This is a genomic window from Mucilaginibacter mali, assembly GCF_013283875.1.
In the GTDB taxonomy this organism is placed as follows: Bacteria; Bacteroidota; Bacteroidia; order Sphingobacteriales; family Sphingobacteriaceae; genus Mucilaginibacter; species Mucilaginibacter mali.
Genome location: NZ_CP054139.1, coordinates 1147627 through 1174462, shown reverse-complemented (window position 1 = coordinate 1174462; position 26836 = coordinate 1147627). Strand labels below are relative to the sequence as shown.

At 45.2% G+C, this 26836-nt stretch carries 22 protein-coding genes, 2 tRNA genes and 3 rRNA genes; 13 read left to right on the top strand and 14 right to left on the bottom strand.

Going from position 1 to position 26836, the window contains the following annotated elements; all coding sequences use genetic code 11:
• Window positions 1–87: 87 nt before the first annotated feature.
• The 8 genes from HQ865_RS05090 to HQ865_RS05055 form a co-directional block, all read right to left on the bottom strand.
• Window positions 88–225 (bottom strand): hypothetical protein, encoded by a 138-nt coding sequence (locus HQ865_RS05090; RefSeq protein WP_173413846.1) that lies wholly within the window; start codon window positions 223–225, stop codon window positions 88–90.
• Between the two features lie 279 nt (window positions 226–504).
• Complete coding sequence (locus HQ865_RS05085) at window positions 505–1266, bottom strand: DUF4846 domain-containing protein (RefSeq protein ID WP_173413845.1); 762 nt, start codon at window positions 1264–1266, stop codon at window positions 505–507.
• Window positions 1263–1976, bottom strand: coding sequence for a M23 family metallopeptidase (locus HQ865_RS05080; RefSeq protein WP_173413844.1), 714 nt, complete (start codon window positions 1974–1976; stop codon window positions 1263–1265). The genes HQ865_RS05085 and HQ865_RS05080 overlap by 4 nt, the downstream gene beginning before the upstream one ends.
• Window positions 1977–2265: 289 nt before the next feature.
• A 5S ribosomal RNA gene (gene rrf, locus HQ865_RS05075) occupies window positions 2266–2377 on the bottom strand.
• Window positions 2378–2580: 203 nt separating this feature from the next.
• Window positions 2581–5457, bottom strand: a 23S ribosomal RNA gene (locus HQ865_RS05070).
• A gap of 275 nt (window positions 5458–5732) precedes the next feature.
• Window positions 5733–5806: transfer RNA gene (locus tag HQ865_RS05065), tRNA-Ala, on the bottom strand.
• Between the two features lie 92 nt (window positions 5807–5898).
• Window positions 5899–5973 (bottom strand) — tRNA-Ile (locus tag HQ865_RS05060).
• A 203-nt stretch (window positions 5974–6176) separates the two neighbouring features.
• Window positions 6177–7698: ribosomal RNA gene (locus tag HQ865_RS05055) — 16S ribosomal RNA — on the bottom strand.
• Together the 16S, 23S and 5S rRNA genes with 2 tRNA genes alongside form the textbook arrangement of a ribosomal RNA operon.
• Window positions 7699–9110: 1412 nt before the next feature.
• Here HQ865_RS05055 and HQ865_RS05050 point away from each other — a divergent pair.
• From HQ865_RS05050 to HQ865_RS05020, 7 genes are all read left to right on the top strand, one after another.
• The gene (locus HQ865_RS05050) at window positions 9111–10037 is read left to right on the top strand and encodes an outer membrane protein assembly factor BamD (RefSeq protein ID WP_173413843.1); all 927 of its coding nucleotides are present in this window, start codon (window positions 9111–9113) and stop codon (window positions 10035–10037) included.
• 18 nt (window positions 10038–10055) lie between these two features.
• Window positions 10056–10391 carry a DNA-directed RNA polymerase subunit omega gene (locus HQ865_RS05045; protein WP_173413842.1) on the top strand — a complete coding sequence of 112 codons (336 nt, stop codon included), beginning with the start codon at window positions 10056–10058 and terminating at the stop codon, window positions 10389–10391.
• A gap of 652 nt (window positions 10392–11043) precedes the next feature.
• The gene (locus tag HQ865_RS05040) at window positions 11044–11700 is read left to right on the top strand and encodes a 3-oxoacid CoA-transferase subunit B (protein WP_173413841.1); all 657 of its coding nucleotides are present in this window, start codon (window positions 11044–11046) and stop codon (window positions 11698–11700) included.
• A 210-nt stretch (window positions 11701–11910) separates the two neighbouring features.
• A complete protein-coding gene (mazG, locus tag HQ865_RS05035; protein ID WP_173413840.1) occupies window positions 11911–12714 on the top strand; it encodes a nucleoside triphosphate pyrophosphohydrolase in 804 nt (267 codons plus the stop codon).
• Between the two features lie 65 nt (window positions 12715–12779).
• The gene (locus HQ865_RS05030) at window positions 12780–13214 is read left to right on the top strand and encodes a hypothetical protein (protein ID WP_173413839.1); all 435 of its coding nucleotides are present in this window, start codon (window positions 12780–12782) and stop codon (window positions 13212–13214) included.
• A 173-nt stretch (window positions 13215–13387) separates the two neighbouring features.
• Window positions 13388–13930: an RNA polymerase sigma factor gene (locus tag HQ865_RS05025; RefSeq protein ID WP_173413838.1), complete on the top strand. Its 543-nt coding sequence runs from the start codon at window positions 13388–13390 to the stop codon at window positions 13928–13930.
• 2 nt (window positions 13931–13932) lie between these two features.
• Window positions 13933–15372, top strand: a complete 1440-nt coding sequence (locus HQ865_RS05020) for a hypothetical protein (protein WP_173413837.1) — start codon at window positions 13933–13935, stop codon at window positions 15370–15372.
• A gap of 158 nt (window positions 15373–15530) precedes the next feature.
• On the opposite strand, the gene HQ865_RS05015 is transcribed toward HQ865_RS05020, so the two are convergent.
• Window positions 15531–16751, bottom strand: coding sequence for an ABC transporter permease (locus HQ865_RS05015; protein ID WP_173413836.1), 1221 nt, complete (start codon window positions 16749–16751; stop codon window positions 15531–15533).
• A gap of 93 nt (window positions 16752–16844) precedes the next feature.
• On the opposite strand from HQ865_RS05015, the gene HQ865_RS05010 reads away from it, so the two are divergent.
• Window positions 16845–18149, top strand: a complete 1305-nt coding sequence (locus HQ865_RS05010; RefSeq protein WP_173413835.1) for an exo-beta-N-acetylmuramidase NamZ family protein — start codon at window positions 16845–16847, stop codon at window positions 18147–18149.
• A gap of 107 nt (window positions 18150–18256) precedes the next feature.
• The gene (fmt, locus tag HQ865_RS05005) at window positions 18257–19171 is read left to right on the top strand and encodes a methionyl-tRNA formyltransferase (protein ID WP_173413834.1); all 915 of its coding nucleotides are present in this window, start codon (window positions 18257–18259) and stop codon (window positions 19169–19171) included.
• A 43-nt stretch (window positions 19172–19214) separates the two neighbouring features.
• Here fmt and HQ865_RS05000 read toward each other — a convergent pair whose 3' ends face one another.
• Genes HQ865_RS05000 through HQ865_RS04985 form a run of 4 tightly spaced genes read right to left on the bottom strand, consistent with a single transcriptional unit; the run spans window position 19215 to window position 21797 of the window.
• Window positions 19215–19580, bottom strand: a complete 366-nt coding sequence (locus tag HQ865_RS05000; protein WP_173413833.1) for a hypothetical protein — start codon at window positions 19578–19580, stop codon at window positions 19215–19217.
• A 53-nt stretch (window positions 19581–19633) separates the two neighbouring features.
• Window positions 19634–19885: a hypothetical protein gene (locus HQ865_RS04995; protein WP_173413832.1), complete on the bottom strand. Its 252-nt coding sequence runs from the start codon at window positions 19883–19885 to the stop codon at window positions 19634–19636.
• Window positions 19886–19894: 9 nt separating this feature from the next.
• A complete protein-coding gene (locus HQ865_RS04990) occupies window positions 19895–20731 on the bottom strand; it encodes an aminotransferase class IV (RefSeq protein ID WP_173413831.1) in 837 nt (278 codons plus the stop codon).
• 22 nt (window positions 20732–20753) lie between these two features.
• On the bottom strand, window positions 20754–21797 hold the full coding sequence (locus HQ865_RS04985; RefSeq protein WP_173413830.1) for an RluA family pseudouridine synthase: 1044 nt from the start codon (window positions 21795–21797) through the stop codon (window positions 20754–20756).
• A 71-nt stretch (window positions 21798–21868) separates the two neighbouring features.
• On the opposite strand from HQ865_RS04985, the gene HQ865_RS04980 reads away from it, so the two are divergent.
• The 4 genes from HQ865_RS04980 to HQ865_RS04965 all read left to right on the top strand — a co-directional run bounded on the left by HQ865_RS04980 (window position 21869) and on the right by HQ865_RS04965 (window position 26086).
• The gene (locus HQ865_RS04980; protein WP_173413829.1) at window positions 21869–22948 is read left to right on the top strand and encodes a DUF6588 family protein; all 1080 of its coding nucleotides are present in this window, start codon (window positions 21869–21871) and stop codon (window positions 22946–22948) included.
• A gap of 6 nt (window positions 22949–22954) precedes the next feature.
• Entirely contained in the window at window positions 22955–23866 is a 912-nt protein-coding gene (locus tag HQ865_RS04975) for a 1-aminocyclopropane-1-carboxylate deaminase/D-cysteine desulfhydrase (protein ID WP_173413828.1), read from the top strand.
• A 225-nt stretch (window positions 23867–24091) separates the two neighbouring features.
• Entirely contained in the window at window positions 24092–25423 is a 1332-nt protein-coding gene (gene lat / locus HQ865_RS04970) for an L-lysine 6-transaminase (RefSeq protein WP_173413827.1), read from the top strand.
• A gap of 219 nt (window positions 25424–25642) precedes the next feature.
• On the top strand, window positions 25643–26086 hold the full coding sequence (locus tag HQ865_RS04965; protein WP_173413826.1) for a hypothetical protein: 444 nt from the start codon (window positions 25643–25645) through the stop codon (window positions 26084–26086).
• Between the two features lie 212 nt (window positions 26087–26298).
• Here HQ865_RS04965 and HQ865_RS04960 read toward each other — a convergent pair whose 3' ends face one another.
• Window positions 26299–26754 carry a deoxycytidylate deaminase gene (locus HQ865_RS04960; protein WP_173413825.1) on the bottom strand — a complete coding sequence of 152 codons (456 nt, stop codon included), beginning with the start codon at window positions 26752–26754 and terminating at the stop codon, window positions 26299–26301.
• Window positions 26755–26836: the final 82 nt, after the last annotated feature.

The window sequence follows — 26836 nt, the reverse complement described above, 5'->3', positions numbered from 1 at the left end:
ACATAGAAGTTGTAAAATAAAAAATCCGGAGCGCAGCTGTAAGCTGTCGCTCCGGATCATAATATAATCGTTCCTGCTAAATCCTGGTTATTTATGACGCATGGTCCTGGTGATCACCTTATCGCGGCTAAACATATAATTTACTAAAACTATCACTCCAAAAACAATTACACAAGCTGAAAAATTAGCTAAAAATCTCAGGGTATCGTTAATTACTGCGTTCATATTTCAATCAATTTAATTAGTGTTGCAAAGGATAATGCAATCCCTGTGCCATTGATTGAAAACATTTTAACCGAAAATTAATAACGCAACAACAAAGTCTAAAAAACGGCCCTACCAAGCTGCAAACAGCGTTTTTTCAGTGGGCAATTAATATAAATCAAGTCAGTTGTATCGATTTTCTGCAACAGCTATAACCCAATGTTGGGGAAATAGTGGGGAAATTGAATCCGATACTCCTCTTCCCGCAACGTATAAACTGTGGATTATTCCCCAGGTAGGTCAATCTTTAAACCGGCGAAGATATTTTAGATCAACCAGTTCTCCGTAAGGTATCCGAGCTGTCTGCGCCATACTAAACCACGGATTCCCATCAGCCTGTAGTACCTGTATATTTTGCGCGGGCATAAAGCTTTGTGCCATCAGGAATTTCCTTTCATGCGCTACGTTTTCTGCCACAGCCAGCACAATAAAGCAGTGCCCGGGCGAGCCACCGTGAATAAATACATCGCCGGCGCGCAGATCTTTCTCATTGTTAACTTTTATCAACTCTTTTTCAAGCGATAAAGTCCCGGCGTACGAGAATACCAGGTTCATATAACGCATAAAAGCCGCATACGAATAATCCTTGGTGGCAGTTTTTACCCATTTATCGCGGCTGTAGCGGTAACCATTGGCATAATGTACATAATCGCATCGGAAACCGCTGGTAAAATTAAAAGCAATCGCATCATACCGTTTTTGATGAAACAGATATTCAGCGCGCAGGCGCATTACGGCATCGGCACATTGCTGCAGGTCCTGTTTGCCAACACTCATATCAATTACCGCGGCGGTATAGGCATCGGTGCGTGCAATATCTCCCTTATATGTTTGCGTATGCGTGCCTGCAGGTTTTAAAGATAGTTGACCAAGCCATTTCCCAAAACCAATGTTAGTTATGATACCATACCCCGCCGGGACTTTAAACCGTGTATTAACATCATCCGCGGGAATGCTGGCCGAAACAAAGAATGCTAAAAGGAATATGGTCAACGTTTTCATTTGATTTGCGCTTTAATAAGTTGGTTATAGGCATTAAAAGGTATAGGTAAACCATTTTGCAGGTGATAAGTACCGAAATGCAAATGCGTTGGTGAACGTTTTTTAAAGGCATTAAAACCTGTACGGCCAACTTCTGCAATCTTTTGGCCCCCCTTAACTTCATCGCCAGGCTTTACAAATATCTCACGGTTATGCGCGTAATAGCTGATGATATTTAGCTGCGGATGATAGATCCAGATGTAGCGACCACCCCGCAGATCGCTTTTTTCATCCCAGTTACTCCGGCAGGCCAGTACAATGCCGTCAGCCATTGCTAAAACGTTTACAGGCTGCAGGGTTTTATCGTCAATATCGTCCTGATTCTTATCGCGGATAAAAATATCGTGCGCCGGATGGGCGGCGTGCTTATTACCGTCGAAGTAATTGTATCCCCTATCGCTATAGCCATTGCCGTTTGTGCCGCCGATAGCGCTGGGCTTATAACCTTGCAATGGGAATACCCAGGCATTATCCAATTGTTTAGTTTTTATAAGCCGGTTTAGTTCTGCCATTAAGGCCTTAAAAGGCGCTATTGCCTGTTGCTTTTTTATATTCCCTAAAAGGATGTTATCATTCAACTCGTTGATCTTTATGCAAACTGATTGGATGTTCTGCGCAAAAAGAATATTCGCAGTTAACAGAACGGTGATAAGGAGCAGCACTTTCCGCATAGGTATTGAATTGATATTAGAACGAAGGTAAGGATAAAATATTTCGGGGCGTTGTTTTGAAAATGAACGATTATGCCAATGTCGGCGGTTCAGTCCCGCTATCCGCTGCAAAGCCTCGCTTGCCCGAACGCGGTCTGCCCAAGCTCCGGGTTTTCCGCTGCTATCGGGTTTATAATGAGCGGTAGCCGCTATTTCAGGAATATCGCTCTTCGCAGAGAATTTAGCGCACAAAAAAAGCCCCTCATCGCAATGATGAGGGGCTTAACATTAACGTCGGTCAGACGATAAGGTTTGGCACCGACCTACTCTCCCACATTTTACTGCAGTACCATCGGCTCTGGCGGGCTTAACTTCTCTGTTCGGAATGGGAAGAGGTGGACACCGCCGATATAGGCACCTGAATTTCTTTTGAGCTGAAAGCTCAAGGCCGAAAGCATAAAGCTTTTTAGCCAATTCGGTATTAGATAGGCTTCCGGCTTTCTGCTTTACGCTTTTTGCTTTTAGCTAATCTATGACAAGTATTGAAAGAAGGAATTGAATATAGAGAAAACAACAGCTTTGTGTTCGGGGCCGAGCGTTAGCTCAGGCCCCTTAATTACCTGCTATGAGAAAGCTTCGGGCTATTAGTATTACTCGGCTTTGATATCACTACCTTTAGACCTGTAACCTATCAACGTAGTAGTCTGCTACGACCCTATAAGGAAGTCTCATCTCGTGGCTAGTTTCGCACTTAGATGCTTTCAGCGCTTATCTATTCCCAACGTAGCTACTCTGCAGTACACCTGGCGGCATAACAGATTCACCAGAGGTTAGTCCAACCCGGTCCTCTCGTACTAAGGTCAGCCCCACTCAAACTTCCAACGCCCACAACAGATAGGGACCGAACTGTCTCGCGACGTTCTGAACCCAGCTCGCGTGCCACTTTAATGAGCGAACAGCTCAACCCTTGGGACCTTCTCCAGCCCCAGGATGTGACGAGCCGACATCGAGGTGCCAAACCTCCCCGTCGATATGAGCTCTTGGGGGAGATCAGCCTGTTATCCCCAGCGTACCTTTTATCCTTTGAGCGATGGCCCTTCCATGCAGAACCACCGGATCACTATATCCGTCTTTCGACCCAGCTCGACTTGTCTGTCTCACTGTCAAGCAAGCTTATGCTATTGCACTCCGCGTACGGTTACCAAGCGTACTGAGCTTACCTTTGAAAGCCTCCGTTACCTTTTTGGAGGCGACCACCCCAGTCAAACTACCCGCCAAACAATGTCCCCCGCTTTGCAGGGTTAGACACCAAATACAGAAAGGGTGGTATTTCAACGTTGACTAACCGACTCCTGGCGAAGCCGGATCACAGTCTCCCACCTATCCTACACATCCTGTATCCGATATCAATGTTAAGTTGTAGTGAAGGTGCATGGGGTCTTTCCGTCCCGTTGCGGGTAACCGGCGTCTTCACCGATACCACAATTTCACCGAGCTCATGGCTGAGACAGCGCCCAGATCGTTACACCATTCGTGCAGGTCGGAACTTACCCGACAAGGAATTTCGCTACCTTAGGACCGTTATAGTTACGGCCGCCGTTTACTGGGGCTTCGATTCAATGCTTCGCCTTGCGACTAACATCCCCTCTTAACCTTCCAGCACCGGGCAGGTGTCAGGCCTTATACGTCATCTTTCGATTTTGCAAAGCCATGTGTTTTTGTTAAACAGTCGCCTGGGCCTTTTCACTGCGGCTGCCATTGCTGACAGCGCCCCTTCTCCCGAAGTTACAGGGCCATTTTGCCGAGTTCCTTAGCCATGATTCACTCGAGCACCTTAGGATTCTCTCCTCGACTACCTGTGTCGGTTTACGGTACGGGTTTTTATAACCTGAAGCTTAGCGGGTTTTCTTGGAAGTCTGATTACCTGAACTATCCCATCCCCCGAAGGTTCCGAGTACTATCGGCTTTCAGCAAGATCTGCGGACTTACCTACAGATCCTATACCTACGGCCTTTAACGAACTATTCCGTCAGTTCGCGTCAGTTTCACTACTCCGTCACCGCATCGCAGTTATAAAAAGTACTGGAATATTAACCAGTTGTCCATCGGCTACGCCCTTCGGCTTCACCTTAGGCCCCGACTAACCCTGATCCGATTAGCGTTGATCAGGAAACCTTAGTCTTTCGGTGGGCGGGTTTCTCTCCCGCCTTATCGTTACTTATGCCTACATTTGCTTTTCTAAAACCTCCACAGTTGCTTGTCGCTCCTGCTTCACCGGCGTTAGAATGCTCCCCTACCAGATGCATTGCTGCAAATCCATAGCTTCGGTATACTGCTTGATGCCCGTTTATTATCCATGCCCGATCGCTCGACTAGTGAGCTGTTACGCACTCTTTAAATGAATGGCTGCTTCCAAGCCAACATCCTAGCTGTCTGTGCAATCGGACCTCGTTAGTTCAACTTAGCAATAATTTGGGGACCTTAGCTGATGGTCTGGGTTCTTTCCCTCTCGGCCATGGACCTTAGCACCCATAGCCTCACTGCCGTGTATATTAAATAGCATTCGGAGTTTGTCTGGATTTGGTAGGATTTGACTCCCCCGCACCCAATCAGTAGCTCTACCTCTATTTAACTCTACCACGACGCTGTTCCTAAAAACATTTCGGGGAGTACGAGCTATTTCCCAGTTTGATTAGCCTTTCACCCCTACCCACAGATCATCCGGAAACTTTTCAACGTTTATCGGTTCGGTCCTCCAGTACCTGTTACGGCACCTTCAACCTGTCCATGGGTAGATCACAAGGTTTCGCGTCTACCCCCACTGACTGCACGCCCTATTCAGACTCGCTTTCGCTTCGGCTTCGTGTCTGAAACACTTAACCTTGCCAGTGAGGAGTAACTCGTAGGCTCATTATGCAAAAGGCACGCCGTCACCCGTTGCCAGGCTCCGACCGCTTGTAAGTACACGGTTTCAGGTTCTATTTCACTCCCCTGTTCGGGGTTCTTTTCACCTTTCCCTCACGGTACTGGTTCACTATCGGTCTCTCAGGAGTATTTAGCCTTACCGGATGGTGCCGGCAAATTCCCACAAGGCGTCTCCGACCTCGCGGTACTCAGGATACCACTATGTTATTATTCCTTACCCGTACGCAGCTGTCATGCTCTATGGCGGGGTTTCCCACCCCCTTCCGGTTCAGTTTAATATCCAATGTCGTGGTCCTACAACCCCCATAATGCCGTAACATTATGGGTTTGGGCTTCTTCCATTTCGCTCGCCACTACTCTGGAAATCATTATTATTTTCTCTTCCTCTGCTTACTTAGATGTTTCAGTTCAGCAGGTTCGCGCTATTGCAACTATCCTTCAGATAGTTAGGTTTCCCCATTCGGAAATCCGCGGATCAATTCATATTTGCTGATCCCCGCGGCTTATCGCAGCTTATCACGTCCTTCATCGCCTCTGAGAGCCAAGGCATCCCCCGTGTACCCTTATTTACTTTCTTCCTACATCTGCCGCTTTTGCTCGGCAGCGTATGCTTTATTGAGAGTCATTTCACAGATTCAGGATTCTTAGAGCCAAGAGTCAAGACAAGTCCTGATCCCTGATTCTGTACTCTTGATTCTGATCAACAACGTCCCTACTGTTGTTTTCTCTTTTTTTCAATTACTTCTTCCAATATGTCAAAGAACGTTTTGTTTGAGGTGAAAGGTGAAAGCTTAAAGGTGAAAGGTTTTGATACCTTTTTCCTTTCGCCTTTGGCCTTTTACCTAAACAGCGTGGAGAATAACGGATTCGAACCGTTGACCCCCTGCGTGCAAGGCAGGTGCTCTAGCCAGCTGAGCTAATCCCCCAAGGATAGTGATTAGTGAGTAGTTGATTGGTGAGTAGTTAACTACTTAACTTATTCAACCGCTCTCTTTTAACCTGCAGCTTCGCTGCACTGTAGTCCCGAGCAGATTTGAACTGCTGACCCCTACATTATCAGTGTAGTGCTCTAACCAAACTGAGCTACGGGACTTTATTATAAGTTGCAGTATTTAGTTGCAGTGGCAGCGTTTTATTTCTGCTACTTACTACTGCTACTGCCACTTATTGTCCCTGCCCTGGCAGGCCCAACCGATGGCTTCATCTTTCCTGGGTTATCTTTATTAAAGCGACAAAAATAAACATGGGCAAAGCAGGTCTGTCTATATAACCTATAGGCTTACGGACTTGCTCCAGAAAGGAGGTATTCCAGCCGCACCTTCCGGTACGGCTACCTTGTTACGACTTAGCCCCAGTTACCGGTTTTACCCTAGGCGGCTCCTTACGGTTACCGACTTCAGGCACCCCCAGCTTCCATGGCTTGACGGGCGGTGTGTACAAGGCCCGGGAACGTATTCACCGCAGCATTGCTGATCTGCGATTACTAGCGAATCCAACTTCACGGGGTCGAGTTGCAGACCCCGATCCGAACTGTGACCGGCTTTTAGAGATTGGCATCCTGTTGCCAGGTAGCAGCCCTCTGTACCGACCATTGTAGCACGTGTGTAGCCCCGGACGTAAGGGCCATGATGACTTGACGTCGTCCCCTCCTTCCTCTCTACTTGCGTAGGCAGTCTGTTTAGAGTCCCCACCTTTACATGCTGGCAACTAAACATAGGGGTTGCGCTCGTTGCGGGACTTAACCCAACACCTCACGGCACGAGCTGACGACAGCCATGCAGCACCTAGTTTCGTGTCCCGAAGGACTGTGGCGTCTCTGCCACATTCACTAACTTTCAAGCCCGGGTAAGGTTCCTCGCGTATCATCGAATTAAACCACATGCTCCTCCGCTTGTGCGGGCCCCCGTCAATTCCTTTGAGTTTCACCCTTGCGGGCGTACTCCCCAGGTGGAACACTTAACGCTTTCGCTTAGACGCTGACCGTATATCGCCAACATCGAGTGTTCATCGTTTAGGGCGTGGACTACCAGGGTATCTAATCCTGTTTGATCCCCACGCTTTCGTGCCTCAGTGTCAATCAGACCATAGTAAGCTGCCTTCGCAATCGGTGTTCTGTGACATATCTATGCATTTCACCGCTACTTGTCACATTCCGCCTACCTCTAGTCCATTCAAGCCCATCAGTATCAAGGGCACTGCGATAGTTAAGCTACCGTCTTTCACCCCTGACTTAACAGGCCACCTACGCACCCTTTAAACCCAATAAATCCGGATAACGCTTGGATCCTCCGTATTACCGCGGCTGCTGGCACGGAGTTAGCCGATCCTTATTCTTACAGTACATTCAGCTTGATACACGTATCAAGGTTTATTCCCGTACAAAAGCAGTTTACAACCCATAGGGCCGTCGTCCTGCACGCGGCATGGCTGGTTCAGGCTTCCGCCCATTGACCAATATTCCTTACTGCTGCCTCCCGTAGGAGTCTGGTCCGTGTCTCAGTACCAGTGTGGGGGGCCATCCTCTCAGATCCCCTAAACATCGTAGCCTTGGTAAGCCGTTACCTTACCAACTAGCTAATGTTCCGCATGCCCATCTTGTTCCTATAAATATTTGGTTATATTGTGATGCCACATCATAACGTTATGCGGTCTTAATCTCTCTTTCGAGAGGCTATCCCCCTGAACAAGGTAGGTTACATACGTGTTACGCACCCGTGCGCCACTCTCATTAGGAGCAAGCTCCCAAATCCCGTCCGACTTGCATGTATTAGGCCTGCCGCTAGCGTTCATCCTGAGCCAGGATCAAACTCTCCATTGTAAAATGTTTTGTTTGTATCCAGACCCTATTACTCAAAATAGAAATCTGTATTTGAGCTGAAAGCTGAAAGACTAAAGCTGAAAGCCTTTGACAGCTTTTTGCTTTTAGCTTTGCGCTTTTAGCTATGTTATCTTTATACAAATCCCAAGCTTCCGAGTTAAATTGACAGTTACTTTGATCTTACTCAAAGCCCCGCTTTGCTTCATGATTTATTTTTGTCTCTTTATCTTTCTAAGAACTTTTTCGCTTTCCCATCCCGGTACCGGCTGTATGTTTTCCATCATTGCGATGGTCAATGTCTTGTTTAATGATGGCCGCTTTCGCCGCCCTGCCGTTTGCTCATCTTAGTATTTGATGACGGCTTTCTCTTTTCAATTCCACTGCCCGTTGCGGTCAGCGCTTTTCCCTTTTTCCGTTTCCAACTTTCGTCTTGTTCGTTTCGGGAGTGCAAAGGTAAGAACCTTTTTTCTTATCTCAAAATTTTATTTTTTATTTTTTTGAGACCCCGTTTTCGATGTTTCTGAACTCCTTTCGAAGTTTTCTTCTTCGTCGTTGCGGGCTGCAAAGGTATAAACCTTTTTTCTTTTTCTAAAATTTATTTTAAACTTTTTTTCGGCTTAAAATTCGTTTCAAAATCTGTCAGAGAACGTCCCGCTTTCCTTATTTGCGGGCTGCAAAGGTACGCAGGTTTTTTGTTTATGCAAATGTTTCTGCAATTAATTACATATTGTATTTATAACACTTTGAAAACGAGGGTGAAAAATTTGGGAGAAAGTCCGCAAGACGGAAAGCCTGTAAGTCCGAAAGATGGTTGTGCTATAGTAATACACCTGTAATGTTGTATATGTAATAGCAGGAACCGATCAATCTAAACCTGATTGCAGCGGAAAATCCGCAGCGTGGGGTGGCCTGCGCAGGGGCAAGCGAGGCTTTGCAGCGGAAAGCGGGGCTACTGGCTCCTATGAAACACTGAACGTTCATTTTCAAATTGTAGATTTTAATCATAAAGTGCACTAAGGCTTTCACAAAGGTCACAAAGAATACTTTATCATATAAAGCATACACTATTATATATAGTATAACGTTTGCAATTGGTGGCCCATGAAGTATGTATATAATAGGAAGTATGTATATAAATGACTTGACCTATAGTATATAATATACCCATATAGTATGCATACAGTATGTATATATAGTTATATAGTAGGTATAGGTAGACCAAGCTTTGTGCCCTTTGTGCAATGATGACTACAACGGGCTTTGCGTACTTTGTGGTTAATTAAAACTCAGCCCTGCCCTACTGTTAAAAGATGTTAAAACAACCTCCCCTATTATACCGTGCGTTTTATAGCTTATATATTAGCACCCAAATAAATAATTGACTGATTTGTATTATTCACTATCTTTGCAAAATGTTTAAAAAACTAAGTCTCGGATTTTTTAGCGCGTCGCTTGCTGCTGTTTTGATATTTGCCGGTTGCAAAAGCAAATTTGAAAAGCTGAAGGCCAGTAACGATAACCTGAAAAAATACCAGGAAGCGATCAAATACTATAATAAAAAGGAATACACCAAAGCGCTTGAACTTTTTGACGACCTATCGGTTAAATACCGTGGCCGCCAGGGTGCCGAGGATATGTTTTATTACTATGCTTATACTAACTACAAACTAAAGGACTTTACATCGGCGCGTTACCAGTTTAAAAACTTTGCCGAGAACTACCAGGCTGACCCGCGTGCCGAGGAGTGCCGCTTTATGGCCGCCTATTGCTTTTACCTTGATTCGCCAAACTATACGCTCGATCAGGATAATACAACCAAGGCTATTGAGGCCCTGCAGTTGTTTATTAACCTTTACCCTAAAAGCGACCGTGTAGCCGAGGCCAGCAAACTGATACAGGATTTGCGCGATAAACTGGAGGAGAAATCGTACACCAACGCCAAGTTGTATTTAACTATTATGGATTACCAGTCGGCTGTTATCGCGTTCGGTAACTCGCTGCGCGATTACCCTGATACTAAATATGCTGAGGAGATGGATTTTTTAACTATTAAGGCACAATACCTGTATGCTAAAAACAGCAACGAACGCCGCCAGGAAGAACGTTACAACCAGGCTATTTCTTTTCACGATCAATTTGTAGAGAAGTACCCTAACAGCAAATACCTGAAAGAGGCTGCCAGCCTGAAAAAGGACAGCGAGAACGGTATTAAACAGGTGCAACGCTTTATGGCCGAAGCCGCCACCAACGTCCGCCTGGCCCGCAAGCTTGCACAAAAGGACAGTGTAAAAATACAGGTGCCATCAGAAAAACAACAAAGCCAAAAAATACCAAACTAATACTAGCAGATAAAAGATATGACAAATAACATTGCAAATAAACCGGCTCCGGCCAGCAGCACCATCACCCGCGACCTGCGCGAGCTGGATGTGAAAACCGATAACATTTACGAATCGATCGTTATCGTGGCTAAAAGGGCCAACCAGATATCTAACAATATCAAAGAAGAATTGCACCAAAAACTATCGGAGTTTGCTTCATCAAACGATAACCTGGAAGAGGTGTTTGAGAACCGCGAGCAGATAGAGATCTCTAAACACTACGAGCGTTTGCCTAAGCCTACACTGGTAGCCATCCAGGAATTTTTGGAGGATAAGGTGTACCACCGCAACCCTACTAAAGAGCAGTTATAATTGCTCCTTTTATTAAAGGATATATTGAACAAAGCCGTCTTGCTTATGCAAGGCGGCTTTGTTGTTTTAGGCCGATATGGGGAAGCGCAACGCACTATCTATAATGTGCAGACCCAACCCCGTCAACTCCATTAGCTAACGATTTACATCCTCTCTTCGCCATCGAAAACATGGCAGGGTGCATCTCAATATAGCGATGGGTTTGAAACCTATTGCTATGGTAACGCCGTCTCTTCTTATGCCACAAAACGGACGATAAAGCCGCGTACGACAAGATGGCGTTTAATCATTTTCTTGTCGCACCTACACGCGCTATTTTCATTATCACCGATAATCGATATCACCATTCCAAGCAACTAAAATCCAGCCCTGATAGCACCTGAAATACAGAATATTCAGCAGAAATATTTCTGTATTTCGATAAAGAAATATTTTTAATTAATTTATATTCAGATATTTTTAAAGTTTATATAAAATTATAATTTAACTTAAATACAGATACGGGTTTCTGGACAAGGCCATCGATCTATTACGGAAAATATTATGCATGCATTAAAAATATTGATGCGATAGCGCTGCAAAAGCCCAAACAAATCGCATCTTTGTAATAACCATTTGGGGTACTGATACCCCGCCTGATAAACCATTATTTATGTTAGATAAGCAAGGCATAGCCAAACGTATAGCGCGTGAAATTAAGGATGGATATTACGTTAACCTGGGCATCGGCATCCCTACGCTGGTGGCCAATTATATCCCCAATGATATGGATGTGGTGCTGCAATCAGAGAATGGTTTACTGGGTATGGGGCCCTTCCCCATTGCGGGAGAGGAAGACCCGGATGTAATTAACGCCGGCAAACAGACCATCACTATGCTGCCCGGTTCGGCGGTGTTCGATTCGGCAATGAGCTTTGGGATGATCCGCGCACGGAAAGTTAACCTGACCATTTTAGGGGCCATGGAGGTATCGGAAAACGGCGATATTGCCAACTGGAAGATTCCCGGCAAAATGGTGAAAGGCATGGGCGGCGCGATGGACCTGGTAGCATCGGCCGAGAACATTATTGTAGCGATGCAGCATGTTAACAAGGCTGGTGAGTCGAAGCTGCTCCCCGCCTGTACCCTACCCCTCACTGGTGTTAACTGCGTGAAAAAGATCGTTACCGAACTGGCGGTTTTAGACGTATTGCCCGGTGGTGGTTTTAAACTACTGGAACGCGCACCGGGAATTTCGGTTGAGGAAATTGTAAAAGCTACAGCCGGGAAGTTAATTGTAGAAGGCAATATCCCGGAGATGGTTCTCTAACACCGGCCCCCTCCTACCCTACTGGTTAGGAAAATATTGAATGTGTAATTATGAATGATGAATATCAAATGTTGATCATCTGACACCCGGCATTGATTATCCGATATTGACCGGCATTTTACCTTTGTCATTAGATATTCGAAATTCAACATTCGTAATTAATCTCCGTTAAATCGGGCATTCTGCATACCTTTGCAAAAAACATCATACATGCCTATTATTCCTCCTGATACCGGCCTAACGCCGACTACCTCGTTTGAACGCCTGCTACGCATTATGGACGATCTGCGTACCAATTGCCCATGGGACATGAAGCAAACCATGGAAAGCCTGCGCCACCTCACCATCGAGGAAACCTATGAACTTTCGGACTCCATACTAAGTGGTGATATGCAGGAGATAAAAAAAGAACTGGGCGACATCATGCTGCACCTGGTATTTTATGCCCGCATTGGCTCGGAAACGAACGACTTTAATATTACCGATGTACTTAACGGCATTTGCGATAAACTGATTACCCGGCACCCGCATATTTACAGCGATACTGAAGTGAACAACGAGGAGGATGTGAAGCGCAACTGGGAAAAGATAAAACTGAAAGAAGGTAATAAATCGGTGTTGGGCGGTGTGCCGGCCTCGCTGCCCGCGTTGGTAAAAGCATCGCGCATACAGGAGAAGGCCCGCGGCATTGGCTTCGACTGGGAGCGCAAGGAACAGGTTTGGGAAAAGGTGGAAGAGGAAATGCAGGAGTTTCGTGCCGAATTTAATGTAGAGAATGAAGGCGACATCAATCGTGAGAAAGCTGAAGGAGAGTTTGGCGACCTGCTATTCTCGCTTATTAACTATGCGCGCTTTATCAATATCAACCCCGAAGACGCCCTTGAGAAAACAAACCGAAAGTTTATTAAGCGTTTTCAGCATTTAGAAACCAGGGCGCACGAAAGTGGTAAAAAGCTACAAGATATGACGCTGGCCGAAATGGACGTTTTTTGGAACGAAGCCAAAAAGCTTTAAAATAAATACCCCAATTGTAACGTTTAGCATAAAGTAAACGTAATGCATACTTAAATACATATCCTATGAAACGCGCGTTTATATTTTTTCTTCCGTTTATGGTGATGCTGGGTGCAGGTTGCATGAAGCATAACGATAGCGATGGCAACACTTTCCCAGTACCATCGGGGAGTTTTGCGGGCAAGTTTACCCGGCTGCATTATAATACCACTAAAAAAGGCTACGATACTTTATCGGCCAATATTGTTTTAACCATGGATGTAAAAACCGGCTACAAGGTTACCGGCGATACCAGCACCGTGCACGCTGGCAGTTTTGGCGATTTCTCTATGAATGCCTATGCCATACAGTTTGCCGATAAAACCTATACCAGCACACCACCGCCAAGCAAAATACACCTGTATGGTATTTACGAATATGGTTACGACGGCACTAACCTGCAAATAGATGCTACGTTTGCCGATACGCTTGGCTTTTTTTACGATCTGAAAAGGCAGTAATTGACACAGGCGAATAAATAATGAAGAGAGACCATTATAAATCAATGGTCTCTTTTTATTTTAAAGGGCAGCGGTTAAATTAATTTTAATTTAATTGTAGCATTTCATACCCTGCTTACGTATGAAATAGAAACAGTGCAGCAAATTATCAAACACAGGGACTAAAACACTTCATGCATCCACCAACGGACACCGCCGAATCTGAACTGATCGACCGGTGTAAACAAGGCAGTCTTAAGCACCAGGAAATGCTTTATAAGCATTTCTATGGCTTTGCCATGGGCATTGCCCGCCGCTACTGCTTTAACCCCGATGATGTGATGGAAGTGGTGAATGATGGTTTTATCAAGATTTTTAAAACGGTGCACAGCTACGATACCGGCAAACCATTTAAGGCCTGGTTACGCACTATTATAGTAAACACCGCGATAGACCGCCGCCGCAAGGAATTGAAGCACCAGTTGAATATTGAACTGGACAACGCCGCCCCGGTTAAAGCGGGCACATATATTATTGAAACGATAAACGCGCGGGATATTATAAAACTGATGGATAACCTGCCCGCCATACAGCGTACCATTTTTAACCTGTATGAAGTAGATGGTTACAGCCACGATGAGATTGCCGGCATGCTGAATATACCTGCAAGTTCATCGCGGGTGTACCTGACAAGGGCAAAGGAGAAATTAAGAAAACTAATAGTTGCAGCGCCATAAATATGGACGAAGAAGAAATATATGACAAATTAAGCGACCGCATTCGCGAGGTATTCGACAATTACGACGAGGATACCATGGCTGATGAAGGTTGGGCATTACTGCGCCAAAAATTTCCCGAAGAGGAAAAACGCCGCGGTTTGGCCTGGCTATGGTATGCCGCCGCGGCAGTGGTATTACTATGCCTGGGCCTATGGTTTAGGTATCAGCCCGGCAACGATGCCAATAAATTAATGGTAAAAAATCCTAAAACAATTATTAAAAACGCGGCAAAAGAGCGTAACCATATGGATACAATTGTTACAGCTAATGCTACAGCGACCGATAATTTAGCACAGAACCATACACAGCAGTCAAAGCCAACTACTACAAACACACAAACAACGCCTATTTTAAAATCTGCGGGGCAACAAACAAACGCGCTGACGTCGGTAGCAAAACCTAAGTCAACAACGCCAGCGGCAAGCGCCCAACAGCAAAATGCGGCTGTTAATACTAACACCGGCTTACCGGTTATTGCCGTTATCCCTCCTAAAACCAACGGGAAGGATACTATTATCAACAAGGTAAACACGAAGGATATAATAGCTAATAACACCATCACCCAAAAACAAGCAGACACATCGGTACAGCATAATAACCCTTACATTGCAGCTAACAAACCAATTGATGCGGGCAAACCCAGCAGTGCTGACGCGCTGAATAAGTTGTTAAGCGAAAAAACACCGGCCACTAAAGTAAACGCCAAGCAAGATAAAGCCACCGGAAAAAAAGCGGTGCTAAGCGTTTTTGCCGCTACCTATTTTAATTATGCCAAAGGCAGCGATAATAATATTAATGTAGGCGCGGGCTTTGGCTCGGATTTTCGGATCTCTAAAAAGCTGAAATTATCGACCGGTGTCTCCATCGCGCAAAACTCGCTTAATTATACTGGCGGTGTGCCTGCATATTCTGGCAGTGGATACAGGGCCACGGGCCTCACTGCCGATCCTGCTTCGAACGCGCTTAATAATGCTGCGTATAACATATCTGCCGGTGCCGGCTTAGCTTCGGTGTTAACGCCCATCTTTAAAAATTATACCGCAAGTTTGATCGGGCTCGACGTGCCTATCAATTTAAAATATCAGTTCAATCCGCAGAAAAGCGATACCTATGTATCAGCAGGCTTAAGTTCGGGCACGTTTATTAATGAAACCTATGTGCTTAACTATACATCGGCACAATTGGAGCAAAAAAGTACTACGCATGGCAGTTTCAATAATTTCGATTTCGCCAAAACGCTCAACGTATCTTTTGGTATCGGTTACCCATTAGGGAAAAGTAACCGGTTGATCATCGAGCCATTTTTAAAATACCCGCTCGATGGCCTGGGCATGCAGCAGATAAAATTTGGCGCCGGTGGCGTGAACCTCAAGTTAAATTTTGTACCGGCTAAAAAATAAAAAGAGTATTAGTTTGGCGATTGATGGTAATTTAACCACAAAGAGCACAGAGAATAGTTATTTCATCAGTACAAAAGATAAAAAGATTTTCTTAAAGATTCCTGCAAGGCCTTTGTCCACTTTGCGCTCTTTGTGGTTAAATTGCCATTACCCAAAACCTACTTAAACTTTATTGACTTCGCCGGCGAGATGCGGCTTACCAATGTTGATGGAATAACCAGCACTAAAATAGATATGATCAGCGTGCCCAGGTTCAGCAGCAATACATCCGGCCATTCCAATTGTACCGGCACAAACTTCATGTAGTACGACGCTTCATCCAGTTTAAACAGATGGGTTTCATGCTGTATCCAGCCAAGGCCCACGCCCAAAATATTACCAAGCAGCAACCCCACCCCTATCAGGTATAGCGCATTGTACAAAAATATCTTCTGTATTTTCCAGTTGGTGCAGCCCATAGCTTTCAGCATACCTATCATGGTGGTGCGCTCCAGTATCATAATTAATAAAGCCGATATCATATTGATAACCGCGACGATCAGCATCAATCCCAGGATCACTTGCGTATTGGTATCCAGCAATTGCAGCCAGCCGAAAATGGTGGGGTAACTTTCGGTGATCGCGTTCGATTTCAGATCGACCGGCATCACATCCCGCACCAGGTTATGATATAACTCTACATTTTCAAAATCGCGAACACGTAACTCGTAGCCGCCAATTTCATCAGGCTTCCAATTGTTAAGTGTTTGTATCAGCGGGAGGCTACCGACTACAAACAGCTTGTTCACATCTTCTACCCCGGCATCATAAATGCCTACTATTTTAAACGGGCGCTTACGCAGATCGTTTTGTACAAAGTACATTACAAAGCGGTCGCCCAGTTTTAATTTCAGTCGCTTTGCCGTATAGGTTGAAATGATGATCTGTTGTTTGGCCTTGTCCGGCTCGCTGAAATCGATCACCTTACCTTCCACAAGGTTCTTTTTAAAGAACGACCAATCGTAACTTTTATCAACGCCCTTCAGCACCACACCTTCTATTTCATCATTAGCCTTAATAATACCCGGCTTGGTGGCAAAAGGCATAATGCCGGTTATGTACGGTTTGGTTTTTACACGGTTTTCAAATCCCTTGTCGGTTTCTATGGGCGAATTCTCGTACGAGTTATTCAGATCATATTTAAAAACCACAATATCACCCGCAAAGCCCCGAACTTTTTCCTTTATTTCCTGTTTAAAACCTTTAACAATGGCTAAGGATAATATCATTACGCCCAATCCCAGCATCATGCCAATAATGGCAATGCGCACAATCAGCTTAGAGAAAGTGCGTTTGGATTTAAAACTGATGCGGGCGGCGATGAACCTTGAAAAACTCAATGCTGATTTATTTTGTATTTTAGCAAAGATGCAGAATTAAGGCGAAAATGCCTTTATTTGCCTGCAACAAGCATTATTAATAATTGTTAGGCGATGAATAAAAACACCTTGATTTTTACAGCGATATTATTTTGCGGCGCAACTGTAGTAGCGCAGGTGCGCCCGCAAGGCAACGGGCTGCAACCTGTTATAGCAGGTGGCAGCCCATCAACCGTAACAGCACGCCCTGCAGAGTTTTCCCATTCAATGGGCAGGGACAAACGTAACAAGCTAAAAGATAACTCGGGTATTCTCACCGGCGCTGACCAAATTGAAGCATACCTTCCCTATTTACAAGGCAAGCGGGTGGGGATGGTGATCAACCAAACATCGGTTATTGGCAAAAACCTGGCATTTAGCGTTGACAGCCTGGTGAAACTGGGTGTAGATATTAAAAAGATCTTCGGCCCCGAGCATGGCTTCCGCGGCAATGCTGCCGATGGCGGCAATGTAGGAGATACGGTTGATCCAAAAACCGGCATCCCGGCCATATCATTATATGGCAGCCGCAATCACAAACCCCGTCCCGACGATTTGAAAGGTTTGGACCTGCTGATATTTGATATGCAGGATGTAGGCGCGCGTTTTTATACCTATATCACCACTCTGCACTATGTAATGGAAGCTTGTGCCGAAAATAATTTGGAGCTGATGATACTTGACCGCCCCAACCCTAACGGCTATTTGGTTGATGGCCCGATACTGGATACTGCATTCCGCTCAAGCGTAGGCATGCACCCTATCCCTATCAGCCATGGCATGACCCTGGGCGAATACGCGCAGATGATAAACGGTGAAGGTTGGCTAAAAGGACATATCAAGTGCAAAATAAAGGTGGTAAAAGTGGCCAACTATACACATAATATGAAGTATCAGCCGCCCATTAATCCATCGCCCAATTTAAGCACTTATCAATCGGTACTGCTGTATCCCAGCATTTGCCTGTTCGAAGGCACCTCGCTTAGCCTTGGCCGGGGTACCGAATTTCCATTCCAGGTTGCCGGTAGTCCTTTATTAAAGGATAAATACAAATTCAGCTTTACGCCACACAGCATTCCGGGCGTGAGCGATAACCCGCCGCAAAAAGATGTAACCTGTTATGGCATAGATCTGCGAAAATATAATACCGATATATTCTGGAAAACAGGTAAGTTAAACCTGTCGTGGATTATAGATCTATATAAAGTATTCCCGGATAAATCGAAATTCTTTACTGCTTATTTCACCAAGCTTACAGGTTCGGAAGAAATGCGGAAACAAATAGAAGCCGGCAAAACAGAGCAAGAGATCCGCTTAAGCTGGGAACCGGCCTTAAGCAGGTATAAATTAATGCGGCAAAAGTACTTGCTTTATAAGTAAAAGCCTCACCCAAACCCTCTCCAAAGGAGAGGGCTTTAAAAGCAAATTGCTTTTCAGGGAAGTTCAGGAGAGTTTAGATAATTGTAATACTTAGTATTGTAGCGTATATGAGGATAGTATTTATGGGCACACCCGAATTTGCGGTGGCATCGCTTGAAGAATTGATAGCATCGGGGGCAAATATTGTTGGCGTGGTAACCGCGCCCGATAAGCCAGCCGGCAGGGGTAAAAAATTAAGCGAATCGGCCGTGAAGCAATATGCGGTTGCCCATAATATTAAAGTATTACAACCCGAAAAATTAAAAGATCCCACTTTTTTAGAAGAACTAAAAGCCCTGAATGCCGATCTGCAGGTAGTAGTTGCCTTCCGCATGCTGCCCGAAGTGGTTTGGAATATGCCCGAAAAAGGGACCATCAACCTGCATGCTTCCCTGCTGCCACAATACCGTGGCGCTGCCCCTATCAACTGGGCCATAATTAATGGTGAAAAAGAAAGTGGCGTAACCACCTTTTTCCTGAAGCACGATATTGATACCGGCAACATCCTGTTTACCGAAAAGGTAACCCTTACCGGCCAGGAAACTGCCGGCGATCTGCACGACCGCCTGATGAACAAAGGCGCGGGTTTGCTGGTGAAAACGGTAAAAGCCATAGAAAGTGGCCGTTATACCGAAATCTCGCAGGATAGCATTGAGGGAGTGGAAAGCAAACACGCGCCCAAGATCTTTAAGGATGATTGCCTTATCGATTTTAACCAACCGGTTGAAAAGGTATATAACCTGATCCGCGGGCTAAGCCCGGTTCCTGCCGCCTTTACTACCCTTAATGGCAAAACGCTTAAGATCTTCAACACCGTAAAAGAGGAAACTGAACCCGGCATACAACCCGGCGGCTTTTTAACCGACAGCAAAACCTATCTTAAATTTGCCTGCCAGAACGGCTTTGTAAAAGTAACCGACCTGCAGATGGAAGGCAAAAAGCGCATGGATGTGGAAGCATTTTTGCGTGGGGCGGGCTTATAGGCCGATGTGCAAATATGCAGATGTGCGCATACGCAGATGATACTTATTGAAGCCGATAGTTTTCTAACCTATACAAATAAGCAAACATTAAAGCAGTAGCCGCTGCACCAAAGCTATGCCACAGGAAATGCGTCCCCATAGCAAGTTGCGTATGGGCATCATAAATACGGAAAAACAAAGCTATCGCAAATGCCAGGAAAGCTAACGCCACCAGGTTCCAGTTATCAGCTTTGGTTTTTACCAATAACAATACCAGGGGCAATACCACCATTAAAACCATAATAGCATAGTTAATACTGATAGCAACCTGCGCGTAACGGGTTTGTAAAACCGGGTGCAATAACACTACTGCTGCTATAAATGTACCGAGCGCGATGATGCCGGAATACCATTTATCTGTCAGCTTCATCCAAAAATAAACACTCGCAGCTAAACACAAAAAAGCTATCGGCCCCCAATCCATTAATATAAAAAAGACCAGCGCCGCAGACCGTGATATACAATGCCGCCGATACATCCCACCAGCATCAGCCAAACCGCCGAACTTAGAAAAGTATAATTACGATCGAAACCCCTTAATTTAATTAACCAGTAAATTCCCGGCAGCAGGAAAAGTGCCGAGGTAACCATATTCCATGGTTCGGGAAACAGGTGGTGCAGGTTGGTTTCGGTATAAGGCATGCCACCATCGGCGGGATGAAGATTGTTTAGCATGTAATGCAGTTATAGGTTATTCAGTTCATCCATCAGGGCCTTGCTCACCTGGTTAAAGTAGCGCTTAACACCGTATCCCATCACCCATTGTATACCTTTGGTAGCATTGGTCAGGAATACCTCATCAGCTTCGTATAAAATTTCGGGGTTGATCTGTGCTTCGGTAACCGGGATATTATTCTTTAGGGCCAGGTTGATGACTACCTGCCGCATCACACCTTCCACACAACCCTCGCTTAGGGCCGGGGTGTATAAATGATCTTTATATAGCACAAAAACATTGGAGCTGCCGGCCTCGCACAGAAACTTATTTTGGTTCAGGATAAACACATCCTCCAGCCGTTGCTGATTTTTGTAGATCCCCGCCATCACGTAAACCAACGAATTGCACGATTTTATGTTCGACAAATAATTCAACGGCTTGCCTACTTCGGTAAATACATCCATGATCAGGCCCTTCTCGTTCAGGAAGTAGCGGGGCTCTTCCATTGGCTGTAGTTCGAGCGAGAAGCCGACCTTGTTTTGCGATGGTGTATATAAACCGTCCGATTCCCGGTAGACTGTAAGGCGCAAACGCCCGTGCTTACATTTATTACGTGTAGCTAAAGTTTCGGAACGATCTCTCAAAAACCACGCGTCCATGGCCGAATAGCCGTCCATCTTCAGGGCCTTCATGCCACGTTGCAAGCGGTCGGCGTGCAGATCGGCAAATTTTAGCTGGCCCTTCATCAGGCGCATGCTTTCAAACAAGCCATCCCCGTAACGGTATGAGCGGTTGGCTATACCCATTACTTTGGTATCGGCAGGTAAGATCTCGTCGTTAAAGTTGATAAATGCGGGCTTCATTAAATTTCTCCAAAACTACTATTTAACTATTTTGGTCTGCCATTGTTGTGGCATATCCGCGCCATTTTTTTAAAACCGAGTCAAAGTCCTGTGGTAAAGGGGCTTCAAAATAAATATCCTGTTTTTTTGATGGGTGCCTGAAGCCCAAACTTTGCGCATGAAGCGCCTGGCGCGGCATTATCTCGAAACAATTATCTACAAATTGCTTGTATTTATTAAACACGGTGCCCTTAAGTATTTTATCGCCGCCGTAGGTAGCATCGCTAAACAGCGGATGCCCGATATGCTTCATATGCGCGCGGATCTGGTGCGTACGACCGGTTTCCAGCTTACATTCGATAAGGGTTACGTAACCAAATCGCTCCAGCACCTTATAATGCGTTACCGACCATTTGCCTTTTTCCTCGGTATCGTAAATAGACATTACCCGCCTGTCGGCCACGCTGCGGCCAATGTAGCCGGTTACGGTGCCATCTTCGGCCAGGTCGCCCCATACCAGGGCGATATATTTACGGTTGATCGTATGCTCAAAAAATTGACGGGCCAGGTAGGTCATAGACCGCTCGTTCTTACTGATCAACAGCAAGCCCGAGGTATCCTTATCAATACGGTGCACCAAACCGGGACGGCCATCATTACCTGGCAAGGTGGGTAATTGCTGAAAATGATATACCAGCGCGTTCACCAGCGTACCGGTATAATTATTATAACCAGGATGCACCACCATACCGGCAACTTTATTCACGATCAGTACATCATCGTCCTCATAAACAATATCAATTGGGATATTTTCGGGATATACCTCAGTATCACGTGGTGGGTGTGGTAACACTACCGATATCACATCCAGTGGTTTTACCTTGTAACTGGCCTTAACGGGCTTATCATTTACCAGTACATTACCCTGGTCGATAGCGTTTTGTATGCGGTTACGCGAGGCATTCTCGATGCGATGCATCAAAAACTTATCAATGCGTAATAAAGACTGGCCTTTATCTACAACTACCCTTAAATGCTCGTAAAAGTCCTGTTCCTCAATATCTTGCAGGTCAGTATTATTTATCATGGGATGCAAAAATACTTGTTTTTTAATATTAAATACCTCATTATTGTTGAATAAATAAACCTCAGCCCTTTATGAAAAAACTTTACTCACTAATTATTGCCGGCGTATTAGTTATACCGGCATTAAAAAGCTATGCCCAAAGCAGTTCGTCCTCAAACGACGACGGCTTCAGTCAGCTAATTAAATCAAGTCCTGGCGATGCAACCAAATTATTACAAGCTTATGCCGAACCCATGTTTAAAGGTTTTGGCACCGGCCTAAACAGTGGTTGGAACAATACCGCCGCGACTAAAAAATTATTGCATTTCGATCTGCGTATTTCAGCAGCTGTAGCCCAGGTGCCTACCGGCGACCAGACATTTGATGTAACCAAGATCGGTTTGTCGAACAATCTGAAACCCGCCGACCCCAATAAAACTATTGCTCCTACCTTTGGGAATAACAATGATGTTGAAGGCCCAAAGATGAATATCATGAGCGATAACGGGACTACAGTTGTTAGCAGTTTTACCTTACCTAAAGGTGTTTTTAACTATGTTCCTGCCCCAAATATTCAACTTACCATTGGTTTAGTTCATCATACCGATCTTACTATCCGCACCGTTCCTAAAATCAATCTTGGCGATGATGCCGGTTCGGTTGGTATGATTGGTTTTGGTATTAAACACGATGTAATACAAGATTTTGCTAAAAAAGTTCCCAAACCATTTGATTTGGCTCTTGCTGTAAATTACAACCGTATTAACTATACTAAAACACTCAACGTTAAACCCGATGCAGGAAGCCAGCCTGCCGCCGGCCAATCAAGCGATTTTAGCAACCAACGTATCGAGGCGCATTTCGGTGGGGTAAATGTACAGGCTATTATTTCTAAAAAGTTGTTATTCTTTACTCCTTTCCTCGCGGTAGCTTATCAAACCGCCAGCACCGATTTGGGCGTTTTGGGTAATTATCCAATTGCATCAACAAATCCGTTGGCGCCAAATCAATATATTACCGTAACCGACCCTGTACACATTAACGAAACCAGTGTAAGCGGCATGCGCGCCGACCTTGGTTTCCAGCTTAATTTAGCAATTTTGCGTATCTATGCATCCGCAAGCACAGGCCAGTATATATCGGCAAATGCCGGTATTGGCTTCGGCTTCTAAAACTCAATGCAAAAAATAGAATTAGAGATCTTCAGCCCCGTTCATCAAATAAAGCATCCGCTGCTTGATGAAAAGGGGCTGAAGCTTTTTATCAAGCGCGACGACCTGATCCATCCCCTTATATCGGGCAATAAATGGCGCAAGCTAAAATATATCCTCGCAAAGGCACAATCTGAAAGTAAAACCCACCTGGTAACTTTCGGCGGCGCTTATTCCAATCATCTATTAGCTACGGCAGCGGCGGCGGCAAAGTTCGGCTTCCAATCAACTGGCATTGTACGCGGCGAAGAAGTTAACAACGACACCCTGTTTATGTGCCGCCTGCATGGCATGCGGTTGTTATTTATCGACAGAGACAGTTATCGCGATAAACCTGCATTGTTTCAAAAATATTTTGGCAATGATGCCGACGCCTTTTTTATAGATGAGGGTGGCGCATCAGCCGAAGGGGCTAAAGGTTGCAGCGAACTGGTTACCGAGTTACCCCAAACCTACACCCACCTTTTTTGCGCCTGCGGAACGGGTACCACAGCAGCCGGTATTATTAATGGCATTGCAGCACATCAACTGCCGACCAAATTTCACGGCATCCCTGTTTTTAAGGGTGGCGATTTTATGCGTGATGAAATTGCTAAATATTTAATACCTCACCCTTCCCTTTCCGAAAGAACGGATTCGTATCACTTGCACACCGATTACCATTTTGGCGGATACGGCAAGACCACACCGCAACTCATCGATTTCATTAAAGCGTTTATCGCGTCAACCGGCATCCTGATCGAACCCGTGTACACCGGCAAAATGCTGTACGCGATATTCGACATGGCCCGTAACAATTATTTCAATCCCGGCGATGAGATACTGGTCATCCACAGTGGCGGCATCTGGGGTTTGCTGGGAATGAAAGAGAAATTTTAAATGTGCAAATATGCGGATGTGCAGATATGCAAATTAGAAATTTACGGGCATTTGCACATCTCCACATTTGCACATCTGCATATTTGTCCCCTATACTAAAACCCTATCCGGTACAAAAACCAACTTTAAATTGTTTAAACCTATTTTTTACCACATCGGTTCAAAAACCGCTTAAATTAGCTTGTTTGAGGGTTTTTAGGTAAATTTGAGCAAACCAATTTACCTATGTATAACCTGAATATCAGTCCCGAGCACGTTGGCACAACCTTGGGTAAGCACATCCTGGCCGATGGCTTCGACCTTACTTTCGACATGGAAAAAAGCGAAGGCGTTTACATTTACGACTCGAAGTATAACCGCCGCCTGTTAGACTTTTTTACCTGCTTTGCCTCGGTGCCGTTGGGCTACAATCACCCCAAAATGCTGGGCGACGATGCCTTTACCCGCAACCTGATGCTGGCCGCGCTGACCAACCCATCCAACTCGGATATTTATACGCAGCAGTACGCACAGTTTATGGATACTTTCGATAGAGTGGGTATACCATCCTACCTGCCCCATGCCTTTTTTATAGCCGGCGGTGGATTGGCTATCGAAAACGCCCTGAAAACTGCCATGGATTGGAAGGTGCAGAAAAACTTTGCTAAAGGACATAAAGTGGAGAAGGGTTTCCAGGTTTTGCATTTTGAACACGCGTTTCATGGTCGCACGGGTTATACCTTAAGTTTAACCAATACCATTCCCAATAAAACTAAGTGGTTTGCCAAATTCAACTGGCCGCGGGTAAGTACGCCAATGATGCAGTTCCCCCAAACCGAAGAAAATCAGCAGGATGTACAGCAACTTGAGGCTGCATCGATAGCGCAAATTAAACAAGCTTTTAAGGACAACCCTGATGAGATCTGTGCCATTATTATCGAACCTATCCAATCCGAAGGCGGCGACAACCACCTGCGTGTAGCGTTTATGCGTCAACTACGCCAACTGGCCGATGAACATGAAGCGCTGTTAATTTACGATGAGATCCAGACCGGCGTAGGCCTTACCGGTAAATTCTGGTGTCATGAGCATTTCGGTGCGGATGCTCAGCCTGATATCATTGCCTTTGGTAAAAAGATGCAGGTATGCGGCATTTTGGCCGGCAAACGGGTTGACGAGGTAGAGGGAAACGTATTCCGGGTGCCGTCGCGCATTAACTCAACCTGGGGCGGTAACCTTACAGATATGGTACGCTCATCCAAAATTATGGAGATCATCGAAGAGGATAAACTCTGCGATAATGCCGCCAATATGGGCGCTTATCTGCAACAGCAATTAACAAAACTGTCTGAAAAATACGAGGTTATCAGCAATGTACGCGGACGGGGTTTACTCACTGCTTTCGACTTCCCCGATAAGGAGAAACGCGACTTATTTATACAAAAAGGCATGGAGCATAACGTAATGTTTTTGGGATGCGCCGATAAAACCATCCGCTTTAGGCCGGCGCTTATAATGGAGCAAAAACACATTGATGAGGGCCTGCAGGTTATGGAAAAAATAATAAGCCACTTATAATGTAAAAGCAGTGTAATAATATTGCTACAAGCCTCATATTTTATAGTATATAATACTATTTTTTGCGTGGAAGATACTATAATTGCCGCTATGTGCGTTTCTCGGATATACGCGCATATACACTATACTATTTTTTATCGCACTCCCTAATTTATTGTGCTATTGATGTACTATCTACTACTATTCTATTCTGTTTAATTAGGGGAGCTACACACTATTATGAGCAAACAAACTGAAAAATTAAAGAAACAATTAATTGAGATTTCCGAAGTGGTGAACTTGTTTAAATCTGAAGCCGTACAGGTGAAGGTGATTGACAAGCTGTTGGAGGTGATGATTGACGCGGAAAGATCGGATGCCGATACAAATGATGCGCTACACAAAAAAGGACCTAAGCAAAAAAGCAACGAATCTAATTACGAGCATGGAGCCGGCCGCAAAAAGCCCGGGGCTACCAAAGTACTAAACCAGTTATTAACCGGTACCGACTTTTTTGAGACCCACCGTTCCATATCGTCTATTGCCGATTACTGCAAAACCAATTACGATTCTGATTTTAAAACATCCGAACTATCGGGTATCCTTTTAAAATTAGCTAACGAGCATAAGCTAAAACGCGAACGCAGCAATACCAACAACCGCTTTGAGTATGTGAAAGCGTAAGCCAGCAAGGTTTAAACAAAAACGCCCCGGTAATTTACCGGGGCGTTTTTGTTATAGGGATACGTTATTGTTTAAAATTTGAAAAGCAGGGATAGTGCTCCTATTAATGTTTGCTCCCGTGCTCCGTTACAAATCCTCGCCGTCCAGCGTACCACCCCACCACGGCTGCGGGTTTTCCACTGCGCCCGGGTTTATATTGAACGATTGTGCACCTACTCTACAAACTTCTCGGTGGCTACACCAAAACGATTCAGAAAATCCACACCCTCATCGCTGGCTAAACCCTTATACTCAGCATACGAGTAACGGTAGTATACCTGCTTCACCCCTGCCGAATAGATCAACCGGGCACAAGCCAAACAAGGCGATAGCGTAGTGTACAAAGTAGCCCCATCCAAACGGGTGCCGTTTTTCACGGCATATAATATGGCATTTTCCTCGGCATGTAGTGCAAGCGAACAACTCCCCTTCGAGTCGCGCGCGCAACCGGTCTCCGGCCATTCCTCGTCGCAATTATGTGTTCCGGATGGCGGGCCATTATACCCGATAGAAATAATGCGCGTATCCTTAGCCAGCACCGCGCCCACCTGCGCCTTTACGCAATGCGACCGCTTGGCCAGATCAGCCGCAAGGTTCATAAATATATGTCCGAATGAGGGTTTATTCATCAGAGATTTGTTGATTAGAGATCAGTATAAATAATTAGAGGTTAAAAATTAGCATGAAGATACTAATCTCTAACCTCTAATC

What these genes read in the sequence shown, in the direction of transcription:
- HQ865_RS05090 (WP_173413846.1), bottom strand. Translation starts at nt 225, where the DNA reads ATGAACGCAGTAATTAACGATACCCTGAGATTTTTAGCTAATTTTTCA.
- HQ865_RS05085 (WP_173413845.1), bottom strand. Translation starts at nt 1,266, where the DNA reads ATGAAAACGTTGACCATATTCCTTTTAGCATTCTTTGTTTCGGCCAGC.
- HQ865_RS05080 (WP_173413844.1), bottom strand. Translation starts at nt 1,976, where the DNA reads ATGCGGAAAGTGCTGCTCCTTATCACCGTTCTGTTAACTGCGAATATT.
- HQ865_RS05050 (WP_173413843.1), top strand. Translation starts at nt 9,111, where the DNA reads ATGTTTAAAAAACTAAGTCTCGGATTTTTTAGCGCGTCGCTTGCTGCT.
- HQ865_RS05045 (WP_173413842.1), top strand. Translation starts at nt 10,056, where the DNA reads ATGACAAATAACATTGCAAATAAACCGGCTCCGGCCAGCAGCACCATC.
- HQ865_RS05040 (WP_173413841.1), top strand. Translation starts at nt 11,044, where the DNA reads ATGTTAGATAAGCAAGGCATAGCCAAACGTATAGCGCGTGAAATTAAG.
- mazG (WP_173413840.1), top strand. Translation starts at nt 11,911, where the DNA reads ATGCCTATTATTCCTCCTGATACCGGCCTAACGCCGACTACCTCGTTT.
- HQ865_RS05030 (WP_173413839.1), top strand. Translation starts at nt 12,780, where the DNA reads ATGAAACGCGCGTTTATATTTTTTCTTCCGTTTATGGTGATGCTGGGT.
- HQ865_RS05025 (WP_173413838.1), top strand. Translation starts at nt 13,388, where the DNA reads ATGCATCCACCAACGGACACCGCCGAATCTGAACTGATCGACCGGTGT.
- HQ865_RS05020 (WP_173413837.1), top strand. Translation starts at nt 13,933, where the DNA reads ATGGACGAAGAAGAAATATATGACAAATTAAGCGACCGCATTCGCGAG.
- HQ865_RS05010 (WP_173413835.1), top strand. Translation starts at nt 16,845, where the DNA reads ATGAATAAAAACACCTTGATTTTTACAGCGATATTATTTTGCGGCGCA.
- fmt (WP_173413834.1), top strand. Translation starts at nt 18,257, where the DNA reads ATGAGGATAGTATTTATGGGCACACCCGAATTTGCGGTGGCATCGCTT.
- HQ865_RS05000 (WP_173413833.1), bottom strand. Translation starts at nt 19,580, where the DNA reads ATGAAGCTGACAGATAAATGGTATTCCGGCATCATCGCGCTCGGTACA.
- HQ865_RS04995 (WP_173413832.1), bottom strand. Translation starts at nt 19,885, where the DNA reads ATGCTAAACAATCTTCATCCCGCCGATGGTGGCATGCCTTATACCGAA.
- HQ865_RS04990 (WP_173413831.1), bottom strand. Translation starts at nt 20,731, where the DNA reads ATGAAGCCCGCATTTATCAACTTTAACGACGAGATCTTACCTGCCGAT.
- HQ865_RS04985 (WP_173413830.1), bottom strand. Translation starts at nt 21,797, where the DNA reads ATGATAAATAATACTGACCTGCAAGATATTGAGGAACAGGACTTTTAC.
- HQ865_RS04980 (WP_173413829.1), top strand. Translation starts at nt 21,869, where the DNA reads ATGAAAAAACTTTACTCACTAATTATTGCCGGCGTATTAGTTATACCG.
- HQ865_RS04975 (WP_173413828.1), top strand. Translation starts at nt 22,955, where the DNA reads ATGCAAAAAATAGAATTAGAGATCTTCAGCCCCGTTCATCAAATAAAG.
- lat (WP_173413827.1), top strand. Translation starts at nt 24,092, where the DNA reads ATGTATAACCTGAATATCAGTCCCGAGCACGTTGGCACAACCTTGGGT.
- HQ865_RS04965 (WP_173413826.1), top strand. Translation starts at nt 25,643, where the DNA reads ATGAGCAAACAAACTGAAAAATTAAAGAAACAATTAATTGAGATTTCC.
- HQ865_RS04960 (WP_173413825.1), bottom strand. Translation starts at nt 26,754, where the DNA reads ATGAATAAACCCTCATTCGGACATATATTTATGAACCTTGCGGCTGAT.